The organism is Roseateles sp., from assembly GCF_039929605.1.
Classification (GTDB): domain Bacteria; phylum Pseudomonadota; class Gammaproteobacteria; order Burkholderiales; family Burkholderiaceae_C; genus Pelomonas.
This window is the reverse complement of record NZ_JBDSQX010000029.1, coordinates 12,085-28,959: the sequence shown is the minus strand read 5'-3', so window position 1 is coordinate 28,959 and position 16,875 is coordinate 12,085. Positions and strand designations below refer to the sequence as shown.

14 protein-coding genes are annotated in these 16,875 nt (G+C 68.7%); 5 read left to right on the top strand and 9 right to left on the bottom strand.

The window, feature by feature from the left end; translation table 11 throughout:
- Positions 1-2 precede the first annotated feature (2 nt).
- Together ABIS05_RS04585 and ABIS05_RS04580 are read right to left on the bottom strand one after the other, a co-directional pair.
- Positions 3-1,040, bottom strand: coding sequence for a branched-chain amino acid ABC transporter permease (locus tag ABIS05_RS04585; RefSeq protein ID WP_348011852.1), 1,038 nt, complete (start codon positions 1,038-1,040; stop codon positions 3-5).
- Positions 1,041-1,164: 124 nt separating this feature from the next.
- Complete coding sequence (locus tag ABIS05_RS04580; RefSeq protein WP_348011851.1) at positions 1,165-1,617, bottom strand: BON domain-containing protein; 453 nt, start codon at positions 1,615-1,617, stop codon at positions 1,165-1,167.
- 192 nt (positions 1,618-1,809) lie between these two features.
- Between ABIS05_RS04580 and ABIS05_RS04575 the strand changes: the two genes are divergently transcribed.
- Positions 1,810-3,711 (top strand): AsmA family protein, encoded by a 1,902-nt coding sequence (locus tag ABIS05_RS04575; protein WP_348011850.1) that lies wholly within the window; start codon positions 1,810-1,812, stop codon positions 3,709-3,711.
- A gap of 123 nt (positions 3,712-3,834) precedes the next feature.
- Here ABIS05_RS04575 and ABIS05_RS04570 read toward each other — a convergent pair whose 3' ends face one another.
- Positions 3,835-4,272, bottom strand: a complete 438-nt coding sequence (locus ABIS05_RS04570) for a hypothetical protein (RefSeq protein ID WP_348011849.1) — start codon at positions 4,270-4,272, stop codon at positions 3,835-3,837.
- Between the two features lie 225 nt (positions 4,273-4,497).
- Between ABIS05_RS04570 and ABIS05_RS04565 the strand changes: the two genes are divergently transcribed.
- The 4 genes from ABIS05_RS04565 to ABIS05_RS04550 all read left to right on the top strand — a co-directional run bounded on the left by ABIS05_RS04565 (position 4,498) and on the right by ABIS05_RS04550 (position 10,331).
- Complete coding sequence (locus ABIS05_RS04565) at positions 4,498-5,736, top strand: MFS transporter (RefSeq protein WP_348011848.1); 1,239 nt, start codon at positions 4,498-4,500, stop codon at positions 5,734-5,736.
- 115 nt (positions 5,737-5,851) lie between these two features.
- Positions 5,852-7,789 (top strand): TonB-dependent receptor, encoded by a 1,938-nt coding sequence (locus ABIS05_RS04560; RefSeq protein WP_348011847.1) that lies wholly within the window; start codon positions 5,852-5,854, stop codon positions 7,787-7,789.
- Complete coding sequence (locus ABIS05_RS04555; RefSeq protein ID WP_348011846.1) at positions 7,789-8,361, top strand: YfiR family protein; 573 nt, start codon at positions 7,789-7,791, stop codon at positions 8,359-8,361. The genes ABIS05_RS04560 and ABIS05_RS04555 overlap by 1 nt, the downstream gene beginning before the upstream one ends.
- 14 nt (positions 8,362-8,375) lie before the next feature.
- The gene (locus ABIS05_RS04550; protein ID WP_348011845.1) at positions 8,376-10,331 is read left to right on the top strand and encodes an ATP-binding protein; all 1,956 of its coding nucleotides are present in this window, start codon (positions 8,376-8,378) and stop codon (positions 10,329-10,331) included.
- Between the two features lie 170 nt (positions 10,332-10,501).
- Here ABIS05_RS04550 and ABIS05_RS04545 read toward each other — a convergent pair whose 3' ends face one another.
- From ABIS05_RS04545 to ABIS05_RS04520, 6 genes are all read right to left on the bottom strand, one after another.
- Positions 10,502-11,491, bottom strand: a complete 990-nt coding sequence (locus tag ABIS05_RS04545; RefSeq protein WP_348011844.1) for a LysR family transcriptional regulator — start codon at positions 11,489-11,491, stop codon at positions 10,502-10,504.
- 14 nt (positions 11,492-11,505) lie between these two features.
- Complete coding sequence (locus ABIS05_RS04540) at positions 11,506-12,300, bottom strand: SDR family oxidoreductase (protein ID WP_348011843.1); 795 nt, start codon at positions 12,298-12,300, stop codon at positions 11,506-11,508.
- 149 nt (positions 12,301-12,449) lie between these two features.
- Positions 12,450-13,442 carry an L-arabinose ABC transporter permease AraH gene (araH, locus tag ABIS05_RS04535; protein ID WP_348011842.1) on the bottom strand — a complete coding sequence of 331 codons (993 nt, stop codon included), beginning with the start codon at positions 13,440-13,442 and terminating at the stop codon, positions 12,450-12,452.
- A 2-nt stretch (positions 13,443-13,444) separates the two neighbouring features.
- Positions 13,445-14,956, bottom strand: coding sequence for an L-arabinose ABC transporter ATP-binding protein AraG (araG, locus tag ABIS05_RS04530; RefSeq protein ID WP_348011841.1), 1,512 nt, complete (start codon positions 14,954-14,956; stop codon positions 13,445-13,447).
- Positions 14,957-15,934 carry an arabinose ABC transporter substrate-binding protein gene (locus ABIS05_RS04525; RefSeq protein WP_348011840.1) on the bottom strand — a complete coding sequence of 326 codons (978 nt, stop codon included), beginning with the start codon at positions 15,932-15,934 and terminating at the stop codon, positions 14,957-14,959.
- Positions 15,935-15,947: 13 nt separating this feature from the next.
- Positions 15,948-16,844 (bottom strand): SMP-30/gluconolactonase/LRE family protein, encoded by an 897-nt coding sequence (locus tag ABIS05_RS04520; RefSeq protein ID WP_348011839.1) that lies wholly within the window; start codon positions 16,842-16,844, stop codon positions 15,948-15,950.
- Between the last annotated feature and the right edge of the window lie 31 nt (positions 16,845-16,875).

Below are 16,875 nucleotides of genomic sequence, written 5' to 3'. Positions count from 1 at the left end.
CGTCAATGCTCCTCGTGGTGCGGGTCGACGAACGACCGCCAGAGGAGGATGGGCAGGATCACCGTGAACACGATGACCTCCTTGAAAGCGCTGGCCCAGAAGGAGCCGAAGCTCTCGATGAGCCCGATGCCGATGGCACCCGCCAGGGCCATCGGGAAGCTGGCCAACCCACCGAAAACCGCCGCGACGAAGCCTTTCAGGCCGATCAGGAAGCCGGTGTCGTAATAGATCGTCGTGGACGGCGAGATCAGCAGGCCCGACAGCGCGCCAATGAAGGCGGCCATGGTGAAGCTCAGGCTGCCGGCCGCGTCGCCGGAGATGCCCATCAGCCGTGCACCCGTTCGATTGACCGACGTGGCTTTGAGCGCCTTGCCCATCAGCGTGCGCTCGAAGAAGACGAACATCGCCAGCAGCAGCACGATGGACGCGCCGAAGATGATCAGCGTCTGCCCCGTGAAGGTGAGCGGGCCGACGTCGAAGCGCGCCTCCCAGAAGGCCGGCGTGCGGTAGCCCTCGGCGCCGAAGAAGACGAGGCCGACGCCGGTCAGCGCGAAGTGCACGCCGACCGAGACGATGAGCAGCGTCAGCACGCTGGCGCCGGACAGCGCGCGGTAGGCGAGGCGGTAGAGCAGCGGGCCCATGCAGGTGACGATGGTCAGCGTGGCCAGCACCTGCACGATCAGCGCATGCTGCTGCCGCACGAACATCGGCGCCATGGCGGCGACGACGCACGGGAAGCTCAAGGTCTGGAGCAGACTGATGAAGATGCGAGATGGCCGCCAGCGTTCGCGCAGTCCCTGCACCAGGTCGAGCACCGCCACCGCCACGGCCATCAGCAGCAGCAGCCAGACGGTGCCCGGCGCCTTGCCCATCTGCAGAGACGCCAGCGTCAGCGCGCCGAAGGCGACGAACTCGCCCTGCGGGATGAAGATGACGCGGGTGACCGAGAAGACGAGCACCAGGGCCAGCGCAACGAGGGCGTAGATGGCCCCGTTGGTCAGGCCGTCGAGGCCGAGGATGGCGGCGATCGTGAAGTCCATGGCGGCGTGCGGTGTGGGGGGCTCATCCTATCGGCGAACCCCACCCGCACCGCTGCGGGAACACCCATGCCGAGCCACGTGAAAAAGGCGCCTCAAGGGCGCCTTCCGGGGGGGAAAGCGGCGATCAGCCGTTCTTGCCAACCACGAGTTGGTTATTGACGTGCTTCACGCCGTCGACAGCCGAAGCCAGGATCGTGGCACGTTCACGCGATTGCGCGTCCGGCGCCTGGCCGGTCAGCGTGACCTGGCCGGCCTGTGTGTCGACATTGATCTGCGTGGCCTTGAGCTTGTCGTCGGCCACCAGGGCGGCATTGACCTTGGCCGTGATGGTCACGTCGCCCGAAACCTCGGCGGTCTTGTCGACGGCGCGCGCAGCCGACTGTTCAGCCTCAGTCATGGCCTGCTTGGCGTCCTGCTTGGTTTCCTGCGCGGACTGCTTGGCCTCGGAAATGGCGCCGTCCAGGCGTTGGCCTGCCGTGCGCTCGTCCTCGTTGTGCTTGCCGCAGGCGGTTAGCGCGGCGGCGATGGCCAGGGCGGCGAGCAGGGGCAATCGGGTGGGGGTGTGGGTGTGCTTCATGGTCGTCCTTTCGGGGCTGTTGCGAAATCAGGCCTAGAGGGCCGGCAACTCCACTTTGGACGCCACGGCTTGATTTGAATTTCAGCCCAGGTGCCGATTGCATGTCGGACCACGCCGACAGCTCCGAGTCCTACACCCTCCGGCGCCAACGTCCCACCCGCACGACGCGCGTGACTGGGGACTATCAAAGGCATGAAAAAGACAGGCCTCGTCATCGCTGGTGTGCTCGTTGTGGCCGGGGTGGCCACGGTGGTGGCACTCGACCAAGCAGGCTGGCCCGGTCTCGCGACCCGGCTGGCCCAACGCACCAACTACGGGTTGAAGGTCGACCCCGACACGCGCCTTCACCTGTTCTGGAAGCCTCGGCTGGAAGCGCCGCAGCTGCGCGTCGTGAGCACTCAGGGCGACACGCTGGCCGACGCCCACGAGGTGCTGCTGGCCTGGCACTGGGGCGATATCTGGGACTGGCGCCACGGTGAGCCGCTGCGGCTTCGCACCGTCCAGGCGCAATCCCTGTCGCTGACCTGGGAGCGCGACGCCGACGGCCGCACGGCCTGGCCGGTGCAGGCCGACGCCGACGCCAAGAAGCCGGCGCCGCTGCCGCAGATCGAGCAGCTCATCATTCACAACGGCACGGCGCACATCGACGACGCGCCGTTGCAACTGGCTGGCGACGCCCGCTTCGCGACCGAGGCCGATGGCCAATGGAAGGCCGACGTCAAAGGCAAGTTGCGCGGCCAGCAACTGACATTGAACGCCCAGGCCGATGCCGGCCTGGCCCTGCTGTCGCCACCCGACGCCGGCACGCCGCCGGTAAAGCTGCGAGTGGCGCTGAGCCAGGGCAGCGAACGCGTCGAGTTCAACGGCACCGCTGCGTCGTTGCTCGATGCCCGCGCGCTGGACGGCCAACTGCACGTGCGGGGCAACACCCTCGCCGCCGTGGGCAAGCCGTTTGGCGTGACGCTGCCCAACACGCCGCCATTCGACCTCGCCGGCCGGCTGCAGCACGCGGCGGGCCTGTGGCAGCTCGGCGCCATCCGTGCGCGCATCGGCAAGAGCCAGCTCGGCGGCGACTTCGCCTTCGACACCCGGGCCCAGCGTTCCGTGCTGACCGGCACGCTGCGCGGCGGCCCGCTGCGCCTGGCCGACCTGGGCCCCGCCATCGGCACCGACGCACCGCCCAGCCGCCCCGGGCGCGTGCTGCCTGACCGGCCGATCGACGTGCCGTCGCTGAAGGCGATGGACGCCCGCGTCACCGTGGCCCTGAGCCAGCTCGACCTCGGCACCGCCAGACTGGAGCCGCTGGGGCCCGTCAACGGCAATCTGGTGCTGGAGAGCGGCGTGCTCACGTTCAGCCAGCTCAATGCCGGCGTGGCGGGTGGCGCGATCACCGGTTCGATCAAGCTCGACACGCAGCCCTCCCCGCCGCAATGGCAGGCCAGCCTGGATGCCAATGGTCTGGCCGTGGAGCGATGGATCAAGTTCGACGCGAAGGCGCTGACGAATCACCCGATTACCGGCAAGCTCAAGGCCCAGCTCGACGTGAAGGGCCAGGGCCGCAGCACCGCCGAACTGCTCGGCAGCATGAACGGGCCGCTGCAGCTGCGCGTGGAGAACGGCAGCGTCTCGCACCTGATCACGGAAGCCATCGGCCTGGACGTTGCCCAGGGCCTGGGCCTTCTGATCAAGGGCGATGAGAACCTGCCCCTGCATTGCGCGCGAGTCGACGGCCGCTTCGTGGCCGGCGTGCTACGCCCGCGCACCGCCCTCATGGACAACCGCGACAGCCGCATCGACATGGACGGCAGCATCAACCTCGCCAATGAAACGCTGGACCTGCGCCTGGTTGCCAAACCCAAGGATTTTTCGCCGCTGACCCTGCGTGCGCCGGTGCGTGTGCAAGGCACGCTGGCCGACCCGCGCGTGGCGCTGGAAGGCAAGCGCCTGGGCGGCCGCGTACTCGCGGCGTTGGCGCTGGGTTCGCTGGCACCGCCGGCTGCGCTGCTGGCCTTCATCGACCCGGGCGAGGACCTGCCGCCGGTCGACTGCAGCTTGAATCCGCGCGCGGCGGTGGCCCCTGACAAGAAGGGCTGATCACCAATTCAAAAGTACAGCCACAGAGGCACAGAGGCACAGAGGTCACAGAGAAAGCACCATCCTCTCTGTGCCTCTGTGTCTCTGTGGCTGTGTTCCTGTACGGCCACGCAGCCGCTCGCTCTAACGTCCCCTGTGCGGCTGTTCGTGCACGGCGTCCAGGAACTCGCTGAGCGTCTCATGGCAAGGGCCGTCGGGGCAGAGGAACAGGCCCTCGGCCTCGGCCGGCACATCGGCCGGAAAGCCCAGCGCGCCGAGCGAGTTCACCGCGTCGCCGCACAGCGCCACGGTGCGGCCGCAGCGCCAGGCCATCTTCAGCAGCGCCTGCAGCCGCGCGCAACCGGTGGGCGCGGCCCAGACGTCGGAGTTCAGCACGACCAGGCCGTCAGCCCAGTCGGCCGCTGCGGGCGGCTCGCCGAAGTCGTCGTCAAGGCACCAGGTCATCAGGCTGACCTCGTCGCTCGCCAGCGCAGACAGCTCGTCGGCGTAGTGGCTGAGCACTTCGGCCGTGCCGACGACGCAAACCAGAAAATTGCCCCCGGGCTGCTGGTCTTGGGTCATTTGGGGCGGACAGTCGGTCGCGTTCATACCGATTCCTTAGCAGTTAGGGATGACGCCACTTTCTCCCTGACCCGCGCCACCGGGTGTGAGTTGCCGGCCCGAGACCCCGTAGGACGGCGCCTGAGCTACAGAGGCCCCGGCCGACAAGCGTGAATTGCTGCCGCCACGCGGCGGTTTGACAAGCTGATGCAACATTGCCGCCAGAACTTTGCAAACACGGCCCCGATGTCCGAAACCAAACCCTCCGCCAAGCCAGCCGCGCCGCCTGCGGCCTTCACGCCCTACCAACGCTTCGCCACCGCGCTGCTGACGCTGCTGCAGTTCGCCGTCATCCTGGACTTCATGATCATGTCGCCGCTCGGCGCGCTGATCATGCCGGCGATGGGCATGACGACGCAGCAGTTCGGCCTCGTCGTGTCGGCCTATGCCTTCAGTGCCGGCGCGGCCGGCCTGCTGACCGCCGGCTTCGCCGACCGCTTCGACCGCAAACGGCTGCTGCTGTTCTTCTACAGCGGCTTCCTGCTCGGCACGCTGTGGTGCGGGCTGGCCACGAGCTTCGAGTCGTTGCTGCTGGCGCGCATCGTCACCGGCCTGTTCGGCGGCGTCATCGGCTCCATCGTCATGGCCATCGCGGCCGACCTGTTCGAGCCCGCGCTGCGCGGCCGCGTCATGGGCCTGCTGCAGGGCGGCTTTGCGGCCAGCCAGGTGCTGGGCCTGCCCTTTGGCCTGTACCTCGCCACACGCTGGGACTGGCACACGCCGTTCTTCGCGCTGGTGGCCTTCGGCGTTGTCGGCGGCGGCCTGATCGCTTGGCGCATGCGGCCCGTTACGGCCCATCTGGCCTTGAAGAACGACCGCAGCGCCTTCGGCCACCTATGGCACACCGTCGCCCAAAAACGGCATCTGCACGCCTTCGCCATCACCGCGCTGCTGACGACGGGCGGCTTCATGATCATGCCGTTCGCCAGCGCCTTCTCGGTTCACAACGTCGGCATCGACCTGCAGCATCTGCCCGTCGTCTACCTCGTCACCGGCATCAGCACGATGTTCGTCGCGCCGCTGGTGGGGCGCCTGAGCGACCGCCTCGGGCCGCTGCCGGTGTTCTACGTGGGCAGCGCCATCACCATCGTCATGGTGGCGATCTACACGCGGCTGGGGCCGTCGTCGCTGACAACGCTGATCGTCATCAACGTCGTCATGTTCGCCGGCATCTTCTCGCGCATGGTGCCCTGGCAGGTCATCGTCACGGGCATCCCGGCGCCAGAGCAGCGCGGCGCGTTCACGGCCATCAACGCGGCGCTTCAGCAGTTGGCTGGCGGCTTGGCGGCGCTGGTGTCGGGCCACATCGTCACCATGGGCGCGGATGGCCGGCTGGAGCATTTCCCGTGGGTGGGTAATGTGCTGATCGGCACGACGCTGATCGTCTGTGTGCTGATCTGGGCCATCAAGCGAGATCCACGGTGATGAGCGACCGGCACACCCAAGCGTTAGCAAACCCCGCTTTTCGTGCCTAATCTGACGTTTCCAAGCACGGTGCTGCGCTATCGTCGAGCGCCCACGGACAGTGCCTGGAGGTTGCATGCGTCTGTCTTTCCGCTGGCTCTGCCGCATGGCTGCAGCCGCACTACCCGCCCTGCTAGCGACGGCCGATGCGCGGGCGCGGGACGCATTGGTCAGCCTCAGCCTTGAGGAACTCGGCAGCCTGACGATCACGTCGGTGGCCAAGCGCGAGCAGCGCCTGGCCGACGCCGCCGCCTCGCTGTTCGTCATCACCGCCGATGACATCCGCCGCAGTGGCTTCACGCGCCTGCCCGAGGTGCTGCGTCTGGCGCCCAACCTGCATGTGGCCGAGGGCTATCGCGGCGACTACGCGATCAGCGCGCGCGGCTTCAACGCCAGCTCGGCCAACAAGTTGCTGGTGCTCATCGACGGCCGCTCCGTCTACACGCCGCTGTTCGCCGGCGTGTTCTGGGACGCGCAGGACGTGGCACTGGAAGACGTCGAGCGCATCGAGGTCAGCAGCGGCCCGGGCAGCACGCTGTGGGGCGTGAACGCGGTCAATGGCGTCATCAACATCATCACGAAGAGCGCGGCCGGCACGCGCGGCACGCTGGCGTCGATGACCGCCGGCAGCCAGGAGCGCAGCGCCCTCGTGCGGCATGGCTTTGCCATCGGCGGCGGTGACATGCGCCTGTACATCAAGCAATCCACCCAGCGCCACACCGAGACCGCCGATGGCCGGCCCGTCGAGGACGCCGGCCACCTGCTGCAAGGCGGTTTCCGCGCCGACTGGGGTGGCGGGAGCGACCGCTTCACGCTGCAGGGCAATGCCTACCGCGGCCGGCACGGCCAGCCATTGCCGGGCAGCATCAATGTCACGGGCGTGGACTTCGCGCTGGACACCATCCGGCTGTCGGGCGCCAACCTGCTGGCACGCTGGGAGAAGCCGGTTGGCGGCGGCGAACTCAGCGTGCAGGGCTACCTGGACCGCACCACGCGCGTCACGCCGCCCACCTTCGACGAGCGCCTGCTCATCGCCGACCTGGAGGTGCAATACACGCTGAGGCCGGCGGCGGCGCACACCGTCGTCGTCGGCCTCAACCACCGCCGCTCGCGCGACGAGGTGGGCCACAACGCGCCGGAATTCGCCTTCCTGCCCGAGCGGCTGAGCCAGTCATGGACCAGCCTGTTCGCACAGGACGAGATCGCGCTCACCGAGGCGCTGCGCCTGACGCTGGGCGCCCGCGCCGAACGCAACGACTACACGGGCACCGAATTTCTGCCGAATGCGCGCCTGGCCTGGAAGGTCTCGGCCGACCAGCTCTGGTGGGTCTCGGCCGCACGCACGGTGCGGGCGCCGTCGCGGCTGGACCGCGACGCCTACGTTCCCGCCACAGCGCCCTTCCTGCTCAATGGCGGCCCGGGCTTTCGTGCCGAGACGGCCACGGTGCTGGAGCTGGGCTACCGGGGCCAGCTGCTGCCCGCGCTGAGCCTGGCGGCCACGGCTTTCCATGGCAGTTACGACCATTTGCGCACCCAGGAACTGGCGCCCAGCAACGCGCAGGTCTACTTCGGCAACGGCATGCGCGGCCGTGTCAGCGGACTGGAGGCCTGGGGCATGCTGCAGATCACGCCGGCCATGCGCCTGCAAGCCGGCATGACGCTGCTGCGCCCGCATCTGCAACTGAAGGCCGGCAGCCGCGACACCGCCGACTCGGTCGCTGCGGCCGACGGCGCCATGCCGCGCCAGGTGTGGCGGCTGCGCGCGGCCTTCAACCTGCCACGCGAGGCCGAGTTCGACATCACGCTGCGCCACGTCGGCGCCCTGAGCACGCCCGCCGTGCCGGGCTACACGACGGCCGACCTGCGGCTCGGCGGGCGGCTGAGCGCTGACGTCGAGATCGCGCTGACCGCGCAGAACCTGCTGGACGGCGGCCACGGCGAGTTCGGCCCGGTCGAGACGCGCACCGAGATTGGCCGCAGCATCGGCCTGCAGTTGCGAATGCGCTGGTTCTGATGGCCGCTGCCCTGCTCCCCCCCCTCGCCCGCCGCACCCTGCTGCTGTCCGCGCTGGCTGCCTGGCGCGCGGCCGGCGCGGGCGCCAGCGACGACGATGGCGACGGCAGCGCCGAATACCAGGTCAAGGCTGCCTTCGTCTGCAAGTTCGGCAACTACGTCGACTGGCCGGCCCGGGCCCTGGGCGCTGCGAGCGAGCCGTTTCGCATCGGCGTACTGGCCGGCGGCGCGGTGGCGGAGGAGTTCCGCCGCACGGCTGCGGCGGCCTCGGTGGCAGGGCATCCGGTGGAGGTGAAGCGGCTGGTGCGCGGCGAGGCGCCTGAGGGGCTGCACGTCGTCTTCGTGTCGCGCGCCATGGGGGCCCAAGCGCTCGCGGTCATGGCCGCCGTGCAGGGCCGGCCGGTGCTGACGGTTACCGAGCTTGACTCCGGTGGCTCGCCGGGCATGATCAACTTCGTCGTGGTAGACGACAAGGTGCGCTTCGACATCCTGTTGCCACCCATCGCGCAAAGCGGCCTCCGGATCAGCGTGCGGCTGTTGGGCGTGGCACGCCGGGTCGAAGGCAGGTCATAGGACCTGACAACACGATGTTTACGCACTCTCTCCAACGCAGGCTGCTCGGCGTCACGATGCTGACGTCGCTGGTGGCCCTGTTCGTGGCGCTAAGTGCCATGGTGGCCTACGACCTGCGCGCCTATCACCAGGGCTGGGTGAGCGACCTGCAGACGCAGGCCGAGCTGCTCGGCCGCGCCACGGCACCGGCACTGGAGTTCGACGACCACAAGGTCGCCAGCGAGAACCTCGCGCTGCTGCGCCTGCAGCCCAGGATCAAAGCCGCTGCGCTCTACGGCGCCGATGGCGCGCGCTTCGCGACCTATGCCGTTGCGGGCGGCGACATCGTGCTGCCCGCCCGCGTGGAGGCACCGGGCGTGCGCCGCAGCGGCGGCGACCTGGTGGTCGTGCAGACCATCCGCCAGGACGGGCGCCTCATCGGCAGCGTGCACCTGCTCGCTGAGTACGCCCTCTACGACCGCGTGCTGAGCTACCTCGGCATCGCTGGCGCGGTGGCGGTGGTCGCGCTGGGCGTGGCGATGCTGCTGTCTCTGCGGCTGCAACGCGTCGTGGTGCGGCCCATCCTGGCCATCAGCGACGTGGCCCAGGACGTCATGCAGCGCCAGGACTATTCGCGCCGCGCGCCCAAGGCGACGCAGGACGAGGTCGGCACGCTGGCCGACTCCTTCAACGGCATGCTCGGCGAGATCGAGCGGCGCACGCAGGAGGTGTTGCGCCTGAACGAGGAGCTGGAGGCACGCGTGCGCGACCGCACCGCGCAGCTGGAGGCGTCCAACGAGGACCTGCGCCTGGCCACGGCGACGGCCGAAAAGGCCAACCGGGCCAAGTCGGAGTTCCTGTCCAGCATGAGCCACGAGCTGCGCACGCCGCTGAACGCCATCATCGGTTTCGGCCAACTGCTGGGCAGCGACGTCGGCGACGCCCAGACCCAGCGGCCCGAGCGGCGCCAGGAGTTCGTCGAGCACATCGTCGGCGCCGGCAAGCATCTGCTGACGTTGATCAACGAGATCCTCAACCTGGCGCGCATCGAGGCCGGGCATGTGGAGCTGTCGCTGGAGCCGGTGCAGATGGACGACGTGCTGGCCGACTGCCGCAAGATGATCGAGCCGATGGCCGGCCAGCGCGGCATCACCGCGCAGTTCATGACCCACAGCGGCTGCGTCGCGCTGGCGGACCGCATGCGGCTCAAGCAGGTGCTGCTCAACCTCGTCAGCAACGCCATCAAGTACAACCGCCCGAACGGCTCCGTGCGTGTCAGCTGCGGCCAGCTTGGCCCGCTGCACGTGCGCATCACCGTGCAGGACACCGGCCTCGGCCTGCAACCCAAGCAACTGGAAGCGCTCTTCCAGCCCTTCAACCGCCTCGGCCAGGAGGCCGGCCCCGAGCAAGGCACCGGTATCGGCCTGGTGGTCACACAACGCCTGGTCGAGTTGATGGGCGGCGAGATCAGCGTGCACAGCACACCCGGCGAGGGCAGCGTGTTCTCGGTCGACCTGCTTGCCAGCGAGAGCCCCGCAGCGCCGCGCGTGGAGACCGACTGGGGAGACCTGACCCGCCTGACCTTGCCGCGCGCAGGCGCGCCGCTGGCCACGGTGCTCTACGTCGAGGACAACCCCGCCAGCCGCCGGCTGGTCGAGGAGCTGCTGAGGGCGCGCACCGACCTGCGCCTGCTGACCGCGGACGACGGCAGCGCGGGCGTGGCGATGGCGCGCGCCGAGCAGCCCGACGTCATCCTGATGGACAACAACATGCCAACGATGAGCGGACGCGAGGCTCAGGCCATCCTGAAGCTGGACCCGCGCACGGCCCATATCCCGGTCATCGCGCTGACGGCCAACGCGATGCCCGAGGCGGCCACGGCCAGCCTGGCGGCGGGCTTTTTCCGCTACCTGACCAAACCGCTGTCGCCAGCGCTGCTGATCAACGCGCTGGACGACGCGCTCAGGACCGCGCGCTCGCGGCGAAGCTGAGGCGACGCCGGCGGGCGGCGCTCAGGCCCTCGCGAAGACGCCGATAGACAGCATGCCCACCATGCAGACCAGGTCCCAATGGGCCCAGCAATTGGTGACGTTGGCGTGTGTCGCCCGTCAGGGCGCTACGGGTCAGCCTGTTGCCAATCCCGACAACAGGGGTCACCGTTTCACTCTGTGGCGCCTGGCACCGTGACGGATCCGCGCGGCACCCGCTCGGTGCGGCCCGCCACCTCCTCGCGCAGGCAGGTCAGCATCAGTTCGGCGCCGGGCGAGAGCTGGTGGCCGCGCCGCGTGACGATGCCGTAGGCATCCATGCGCAGGCCGAGTTCGATGGGCAGCACGGTCAGCAGACCGGCGTCGAGATAGGGGCGCACCAGCTCCTCGGGCAGGGCCACGACCATGTCGGACTGCACGAGCAGGCTGGTCACGACGGGCAGGGACAGCGTCTCCACGGCCTGCTGGGGCTGGTCCAGCCCGGCGCTCAGGAACAGTGACGTGAGACGGTCCCGCAGGATGCTGCCGCTCGGGGGCAGGACCCAGCTCTGGCCGGCCAATTCCTGCAGGCTCAGGTCACTGCGGCCCGCCAGGGGGTGGCCGGCGCGCACGATGAGGGCGTGAGGCTCGTCGGTCAGCGGCTCGAAGCTGAGCTGGGCGGCGGAGGCGCTGTCCAGCACGCGGCCGATGACGAGATCGAGATCGCCGTTCTGCAGCTGCTGGATCATCGGCTTGCTGGTGTCCACCGTGATGGCCACGTGCACGCGCGGCTGGCGCGCCTTGAGCGCGACGATTGCCGCCGGCAGCAGCGTGGTGGACGGCGTCAGCACCGAACCCACGGCCACGCGGCCGGCCAGGCCGGACAGCAACTCCATCACTTCCTGATGCCCGGCGTCCAGCTCGGCCAGCGCAGCGCCGGCGCGACGGATCATGACCTCGCCGTACGCGGTGGGCGCCACGCCGCGCGGTAGGCGCTCGAAAAGCTTCACGCCGAGCGCGTGCTCCAGGTCGGCCAGCAGCTTGGAGGCGGCCGGCTGTGTCAGGTTGGCGCCCTGCGCCGCATGCAGGATCGAGCCGTGCCGCCCCAGCTCCACCAGCAGCACGAGCTGGCGGGTCTTGAGGTGGGAGCGGACGAAGCGATCCGAGCGCAGGTCAGTCGTCATGCCTGGGTGAGGAGCTACTCGTGATAGAGCTGCGAGCGGCCGCCATCGATGAGGATGTCGGTGGCGTTGATGAAGCGCGCCTCGTCGCTGGCGAGAAAGAGGGCAGTGTAGGCAACCTCGATGGGCTCGCCGATGCGCTTCGGTGGCAGCAGGTCGATCTGGCGCTGGCGCACTTCGGGCGGCGCGCCGTCCAGCCATTGCACGACGCGCTCGGACAGGATGAGGCCGGGCGAGATCGAGTTGACCCGCACGTTGTGGGCCGCGTACTGGATGCCCAGCGCCTTCGTCATGCCGATCAGCGCGTGCTTGGCCACCGGGTAGGGGAAGGCGTTGGGGATGATGCGGTGACCGTGCACGGAGGCGACGTTGACGATGCTGCCGCCGCCACCGGCGAGCATGCCGGGCAGCACGGCGCGGCAGCAATGCAGCGCGCCGTCCACGTCGACCGCGAAACAGCGCTGCCACTGCGCGCTGGTCATCTCCAGCGGCTCGGCGAAGACGTCGATGTCGGCGTTGTTGATGATCACGTTGATCGGCCCGAAGCGCTCGGCGCCGCGCGCGGCCATGGCCTGCACGGCGGCCTCGTCGGCGATGTCGGCGGCGATGTAGAGGGCGTTGTCTTCACCCAGCTCGGCGATGAGCGCATCGCTCGCGGCATCGGCGGTCAGGCCGTTGAGGATGACCTTGGCGCCCTCGACGACGAAGAGTCGGGCGATGGCCTTGCCGATGCCCTGGCTTGAACCGGTCACGAGCGCGACCTTGCCTTGCAGACGAAGCCTCGACCCAACAGTTGACCGCTCGCTATTCATCGAAACCCTCGTTAACTCATCAGCTTTTTCACACAGCCGCTTTCACCAATTTGGCGAACAGCGCCGCACGCCCGCTGGCTGCGTTGCGCCGATGCGCTTGTGGCTCAACGCCGCCCGCCCAAGGCTTTGCTTGGGCGAGGAGCTGCACGTTATACGCGGCGTTCGCCCCGCGCCTTGAGCTGGTCCAAAAGGACGGCGGCCAGCAGGATCAGGCCGCGCACGAGGTACTGGTAGAACGCGTCCACATTGAGCAAGTTCATGACGTTCTCGACCGTGCCCATGATGAGCACGCCGATGACGACGCCGAAGATGCGCGCCTTGCCGCCCGACAGCGACACGCCGCCCAGCACGCAGGCGGAGATGACGTCCAGCTCGAAGCCGGTGGCCGCGTTGGGCTGGCCGCTGGTGATGCGGGCCGACAGGATCAGCCCGGCCAGCGCAGCCACAACGCCCTGCAGCAGGAAGATCCACACGCGCAGGCGCTCGACCTTGACACCCGCCAGCCGCGCGGCCTCGGGGTTGCCGCCGATGGCCAGCGAGTTGCGGCCGAACACCGTGTGGTTGAGCAGCACGCCGAAGATGACGAAGCAGATCGCCGTCGTCCAGATCGGCAGCGACAGGCCGAACACGACGGTGTCGCCGAAGCTGATGAAGCCTTCATCGGCGATGCCCACCGCCTGGCCTTGCGAGGCGATGAAGGCCATGCCGCGCACCATCAGCATGGTGGCCAGCGTGGCGATCAGCGCGTTGACGCGCAGGTAGGCGATCAGCACGCCGTTGCCCGCGCCGATCAGCGCGCCGGCCAGCAGCCCGCCGCCGATGGCCAGGCCGATGCTGCCGGTGCGCTCCAGCACCATGGCGCCCAGCACGCCGGCGAAAGCGATGGTGGAGCCGACGGACAGGTCGAAGTCCCGCGAGGCCAGGCAGAACATCATGGTGCAGGCCACCATGCCGATCTGCGCCACCGACAGCAGCAGGCCGGCGATGTTGGCCGTGGAGAAGAAGTTCTCGACGGTGAAGGCCAGCACGACGAACAGCAGGGCGTAGCCCAGCGTCATGCTGTGCTCCTTGAGCAGGGCGCGAGCGGTGGAGTTCATGGCGGGGCTGGGCGACGTTGCGGTCGTTTGGGTGGTCGTGTTCATGATCAATGGACGGCCGCAGCGGGCGCTCCGTCGGGGAGTGCCAGTGCAAGCGCTGCGGTCTCGCTGGCGTTGGCACGATCCAGCTCCCCGCTGATGCGGCCGTCGCGCATGACGATGAGGCGGTCGGTGATGCCCAGCACCTCGGGCAGCTCGCTGGAGATGACGATGACGCAGCAGCCCGAGGCGGCCACATCGTGAATGATCTTGTAGATCTCGTTCTTGGCGCCCACGTCGATGCCGCGAGTCGGCTCGTCGAGGATGAGCACCTTCAGCCCCGGCTCGGCGAGCCAGCGCGCCAGGATGACCTTCTGCTGGTTGCCGCCGGACAGCAGGCGGATCTCCTGCTCGCGGCTCGGCGTCTTGATGCGCAGCTTCTTGATGAACTCGTCGGCACGCGCGGCCTCGGCGCCATGGCGCAGAAAGATGCCGCCCAGCAGGCCGTGGCGGCGGCAGCTGATATTGATGTTCTCGGCCACCGAGCTGTGGGCCAGGATGCCCTGCTCCTTGCGGTCCTCCGGGCACAGCACGATGCCGGCCGCGATGGCCTCGAACGGGCCGGCCGTGGACACCGCTTGGCCATCCAGCAGCACCTCGCCGCCACGGCGCGCATCAGCGCCGTAGAGCAGGCGCATCAGCTCGCTGCGGCCGGCACCCACCAGGCCGAAGAAGCCCAGCACTTCGCCGCCGCGCATCGCAAAGCTCAGCGGCTGCGGTAGGCGGGCGCTGTGCAGGCCGCGTGCCTCCAGGCGCACGGGACCGTGCTGGCGCGTGCGGTAGTCGTAGATGTCCTGCAGCTCGCGGCCGACCATGTCGGCAATGAGGCGCTCGCGCGGCACATCCGCCATCACCTCGTGCGTGGCGACCTTGCGGCCGTCGCGGAAGATGGTGCAGGCGTCGCACAGCTCGTAGAGCTCTTCCAGGCGGTGCGAGATGTAGATCAGCGTGCGGCCCTCGGCACGCAGGCGCTTCACTAAGCGGAACAGGATCTCCGTCTCGCGGTGCGACAGGCTGCTGGTGGGCTCGTCGAAGGCAATGACCTTGGCGTCCTGCATGACGGCCTTGCAGATCTCCACCATCTGGCGCTGGGCGATGGACAGCTCGGACAGACGCGCGGCCGGGTCCAGATCCACGCCGATGGCGGCAAGCTGCGCCGCCACCAAGCGGCGCGCGGCCTTGTGGTCGACAAAGCCCAGCCGCGTCGGCAGACGGCCCAGCAGCACGTTCTCGGCCACCGTCAGCTCGGCCACGTACTGCAGCTCCTGGTGAATGATGGCGATGCCGGCGGCGATGGCATCACCCGCCGACGTGAAGTGGCGCTCCTGGCCTTCCAGCAGCAGCCGGCCGCCGTCGGGCTTGTACTGGCCACCGAGGATCTTCAGCAGCGTGCTCTTGCCCGCGCCGTTCTCGCCGAGCAGGCCCATGACCTGGCCGGCATGCGCCTCGAAGCTCACCCCGTTCAGCGCCTTGACGCCGGGGAAGACCTTGCTGATGTTGTCGAACTGCAAGACCGCCATTTACAGACCCATTTGCTTTCGCAGTTCGGCTTGGTTTTGACGCGTCATCAACGTGCCCGCAGTCAGCGTGACCGGAGGAGGCGCCTTGCCCTGCGTGGCCCATTCGTAGACGAACACGGCCGTCTCGTAGCCATGGCGCTTCGGGCTGATCAGCACCGTGCCGAAGAAGCCGGTCGGCGTCGGCTTGGTGAACTCGTTGAGCGCCGTCTGGCTGCCGCCGATGCCGATGGCCAGCATCTCGTCATGCTTCATGCCGCGGCCTTCGCCGGCGCGCACGGCGCCCAGGGCGGCTTCGTCGTTCAGGCCCACCGCCACCCAGCGCTTGAACTTGGCGTTCTTCGTGAAGGCGATGTTGGCGGCGTTGAAGGCGCTCTCGGTGTCGGTCTTGGCCTGCGGCGCGTCGACGACGTTGGCTGCGGGCAGGCCGGCGGCCTTGAGCGCGTCGATGGCGCCCATGGTGCGGTCTCGGGCGGTGGGCAGTTGGTCGAAGGCCACGCGCAGCGCACCCACTTCGTCGAGCTTCCAGCCGCGCGTCTTCATCTCGGCCACGAGGGCCTGGCCCACCTGCTTGCCGATCTCGTAGCCCGAGATGCCCATGTGCGGGATCTCGGCAATGGGCTTGCCGGCGCCGTCCACGAGTTGGTCGTCCACCGACATGACCTTGAGCTTGTGGCGCTTGGCCGCGCGGTTGACGGCCACGCCGAGCTTCACGTCGGGCGCGCAGATGACGAAGCCGACCGCCTTCTGGGCCGCCAGGTTGTCGATGGCGGCCATCATCTTCTCGCCGTTGGGGATGCCGATCTTGACGAGCGTGAAGCCCTTGTCCTTGGCGGCCTGTTCAGCGAATTTCCATTCATCCTGGAACCAGGGTTCCTCGGCCTGCTTGACGAGAAAGCCGATCTTGACCGGCTCTGCGGCGTGCAGCGCGAAGGGGGTGGCCATCAGGGCCAGCGTGAGAGCGCGTCGTTGGATCTTCATGGGGTTGTCTCCGTCAGTCGTCAAACAAGGTGTCTTCAATGCCCAGCGCCTTGGGCAGGCGCAGGCCGAACAGGCTGCCGGACAGCGGCTGCGCGGCAAGCGCGTCGCGGCCGAGCTCGGCGCGGGCGGTGGTGAGCATCAGTTGATCCCCGCCCTCGCCGCCGATGGCGGGGCAGGTGGTGTGGGCAGCCGGGGCGTTCAGGACCCCCATCAGCTGCCCCTCGGGGTCGTAGCGCGCCACACGGCCGGCGCCCCACTGCGCATTCCACAGGCAGCCTTCGGTGTCGATGACCGAACCATCGGGCCAGGCGTCGGCGCGGTCCATCTGCGTGAACTGGCGGATGTTGTCGACCTGGGCGGTCTCGGCGTCGTAGTCGCACTGCTGGATGCGCTGGCTCAGCGTGTCGCAGAAGTACATCGTGCGGCCGTCGACGCTGAAGCAGATGCTGTTGGCAATGGCCACCGCCGGCAAGGCCAGGCGGCGCAGCCCGTGCGGCACAGAGAACTGGTAGAAGCTGGCGATGGCGCGCTTGTCCTTGGCCTCGTTCATGGTGCCGAAGACGAAGTAGCCGCGCCGATCCGTGCGGCCGTCGTTGATGCGCGTGCGCGGCTCGGCGGCGTCCACCGGCGCCAGCGTCTGCAACTGGGTCAGCTCCAGCTCGGCGCCCAGCGAAGCAACGGCCAGCCGCTTCGCCAGGCCCAGCAGCACGCGGCCGGAGCGGGTGTGGGCAAAGCTGCCCACGCGGTCGGGCAGGCGACAGAACTGCGGCGCGGCGCTGCCGGGCCGCCAGGCAAACAGCGTCGCGGCCTCGATGTCGGTCCACCACCACCGACCGGCCCGCCACAGCAGGCCCTCGCCGAGGGTGGCGCCTTGCGGCACGGTCAGTTCCAGATCGCCGGTCAATTTCATCAGAAGCTCAGGTTACGGAGCGGCTCCATTC

Excerpts from the sequence above, each read along its gene's own strand:
- ABIS05_RS04585 (WP_348011852.1), bottom strand. The coding sequence starts at position 1,040 with ATGGACTTCACGATCGCCGCCATCCTCGGCCTCGACGGCCTGACCAAC.
- ABIS05_RS04580 (WP_348011851.1), bottom strand. The coding sequence starts at position 1,617 with ATGAAGCACACCCACACCCCCACCCGATTGCCCCTGCTCGCCGCCCTG.
- ABIS05_RS04575 (WP_348011850.1), top strand. The coding sequence starts at position 1,810 with ATGAAAAAGACAGGCCTCGTCATCGCTGGTGTGCTCGTTGTGGCCGGG.
- ABIS05_RS04570 (WP_348011849.1), bottom strand. The coding sequence starts at position 4,272 with ATGACCCAAGACCAGCAGCCCGGGGGCAATTTTCTGGTTTGCGTCGTC.
- ABIS05_RS04565 (WP_348011848.1), top strand. The coding sequence starts at position 4,498 with ATGTCCGAAACCAAACCCTCCGCCAAGCCAGCCGCGCCGCCTGCGGCC.
- ABIS05_RS04560 (WP_348011847.1), top strand. The coding sequence starts at position 5,852 with ATGCGTCTGTCTTTCCGCTGGCTCTGCCGCATGGCTGCAGCCGCACTA.
- ABIS05_RS04555 (WP_348011846.1), top strand. The coding sequence starts at position 7,789 with ATGGCCGCTGCCCTGCTCCCCCCCCTCGCCCGCCGCACCCTGCTGCTG.
- ABIS05_RS04550 (WP_348011845.1), top strand. The coding sequence starts at position 8,376 with ATGTTTACGCACTCTCTCCAACGCAGGCTGCTCGGCGTCACGATGCTG.
- ABIS05_RS04545 (WP_348011844.1), bottom strand. The coding sequence starts at position 11,491 with ATGACGACTGACCTGCGCTCGGATCGCTTCGTCCGCTCCCACCTCAAG.
- ABIS05_RS04540 (WP_348011843.1), bottom strand. The coding sequence starts at position 12,300 with ATGAATAGCGAGCGGTCAACTGTTGGGTCGAGGCTTCGTCTGCAAGGC.
- araH (WP_348011842.1), bottom strand. The coding sequence starts at position 13,442 with ATGAACACGACCACCCAAACGACCGCAACGTCGCCCAGCCCCGCCATG.
- araG (WP_348011841.1), bottom strand. The coding sequence starts at position 14,956 with ATGGCGGTCTTGCAGTTCGACAACATCAGCAAGGTCTTCCCCGGCGTC.
- ABIS05_RS04525 (WP_348011840.1), bottom strand. The coding sequence starts at position 15,934 with ATGAAGATCCAACGACGCGCTCTCACGCTGGCCCTGATGGCCACCCCC.
- ABIS05_RS04520 (WP_348011839.1), bottom strand. The coding sequence starts at position 16,844 with ATGAAATTGACCGGCGATCTGGAACTGACCGTGCCGCAAGGCGCCACC.